Here is a 1815-nt window from a genome sequence, read left to right as displayed (position 1 = left end):
TGGTTTGGTTGGCATTTGAGGTTACGGCTGGCTAGTTTGAGTTTAGTTGTTTGCGTTGCCTGCCCCTTAATGCGGCGTTATAAAGCTCGAAGAAAAAGGAAATTTCGTGGAAATTCGAACAGGTAAACTTGAAGATGTTGCTGGTATCACCGACATCTTTAATTTTTATATTGAACACACCAATTCACGTTTTGAGGAAGTTCCATTTACTCTGGAAAATCGTCAGAAATGGTTTTCTCAGTTTTCTAGCACTACCAAATATCAACTATATGTAGCCACAGAAAACGGCGTGTTGCTAGGTTTTGCATGTTCCCAACAGTACAGAGCAATTTCAGCTTTTGACGACACCGTAGAAGTGACCGTTTATCTGGCACAAGAAGCAAAGGGGAAAGGTTTAGGTTCTAAACTATATACTCAGTTGTTCTCATCAATTCGTGCCTATGGTGTCCATCGTGTATTGTCGGGTGTTGCATTACCAAACGACGCATCAGTGGCATTACATAAACGGTTTGGTTTCAGAGAAGTCGGAGTTTTCAATGAATATGCGAAGAAACATGGGCAGTACATAAGCTCAGTGTGGTTCGAAAAGGCGTTTAACGTAGAGTCCGCTTTATAACAAACAATTTAAGAGTGATTCGGCACGCGTGGCATTTTGGGTATGCGTTGGTTTTAGTGGTTAAGGTGGTATGCGGAAGCATCGGTATTGCGTGCCTCACACCTTAATTGGGCGTTATGTACTTTAAGGAAAATTGTAACCAACTCTAAAGGATTGAGAGTGATAGATCATTTTGAAATTAAGGTAGTTGCATTCGAAGAATGTCGTGTGTTTTACAAGAATGTGCTAGAGCCATTGGGTATTGAGCTCAAGTGGTCAGATGAAAATGCTGCTGGCTTTGGGCTTTCGAGCGAGCCAAATGTAAGGTTTCTAATTGAAAAAGGCGTCAGTAATTCTAAGTGCCATATTGCTTTTTCTGCATCAAACAAATTACAAGTTTCCGCGTTTCATCAAGCGGGGTTATCTTTAGGTGGTAAATGCAACGGTAAGCCTGGTTTACGAGAACACTATGCTCCAAACTACTACGCTGCGTTTTTGATTGACCCCGAGGGCAACAATGTGGAGTCAGTTGTGTACCTTTAGCACGTACATAACAAATTGTTCAAGAGTGATTCGGCACGCGTGGCATTTTTACTATGCGTTGGTTTTAGTGGTTAAGGTGGTATGCGGAAGCTTCGGTATTGCGCGCCTCACACCTTAACAAGGCGTTAAATGCCTTTAGATTTTGGCTCTTAGAAAAGCGAAAAGCACCCCGCAGGGTGCTCTCTAGAATGCTCAAGTTAGAGATATTGGCGAGAATTTTATTACCAACACTGTAGCCTAACGAGCTAGTGACTGAATTATGGTACAAAGCTGCTGTAGTGTCAACTATACAACTCCAGGGAGTATAGTAACTATGCCTCGCTTACCGATAACCTCATATACCTTTGAACTCTTTACTATAGCATTAAAACGTCTTTTCGCTTGCGCGGGGGTTAGTATATTGCTGTATGAAAGAGACTTGTATACATCTAGAGCTTCAATGCTTGTAAGCCAATCAAAATGTGATTTGTAATGAGAGTCCAGATAGTCGTTTTTTCTATCTTCGGATACCCAGCCTAATATCCGGCACAATCGTTCATTTAAAGTTTTCATTCGTTGAATACTTTCTTCTGGCGTTGATGCTGCCGGATAAATCTCTTGGTTGGTGCTGTGGTGTCTAATCTGAGTGAACTTCCAGATAGGTTCGTGGTGAGCAATTCGGTTTCTTAGTTCATTTA

Annotated in this window: 2 protein-coding genes and 1 pseudogene; 2 read left to right on the top strand and 1 reads right to left on the bottom strand. The window is 41.6% G+C overall.

The annotated features are described in order from the left end of the window. The first annotated feature begins 106 nt into the window (after positions 1 to 106). On the top strand, positions 107 to 616 hold the full coding sequence (locus B7C60_RS00405) for a GNAT family N-acetyltransferase (RefSeq protein WP_053340617.1): 510 nt from the start codon (positions 107 to 109) through the stop codon (positions 614 to 616). 159 nt (positions 617 to 775) lie between these two features. Next, a complete protein-coding gene (locus B7C60_RS00395; RefSeq protein WP_099609971.1) occupies positions 776 to 1138 on the top strand; it encodes a VOC family protein in 363 nt (120 codons plus the stop codon). A 285-nt stretch (positions 1139 to 1423) separates the two neighbouring features. Here B7C60_RS00395 and B7C60_RS17145 read toward each other — a convergent pair. Next, positions 1424 to 1815 (bottom strand): annotated as a pseudogene (locus B7C60_RS17145) (Abi family protein); the annotation flags it as partial.

The organism is Vibrio fujianensis (assembly GCF_002749895.1).
GTDB lineage: Bacteria > Pseudomonadota > Gammaproteobacteria > Enterobacterales > Vibrionaceae > Vibrio > Vibrio fujianensis.
The sequence above is the reverse complement of the archived record's forward strand: the minus strand, read 5'-3'. Positions and strand labels throughout refer to the sequence as shown.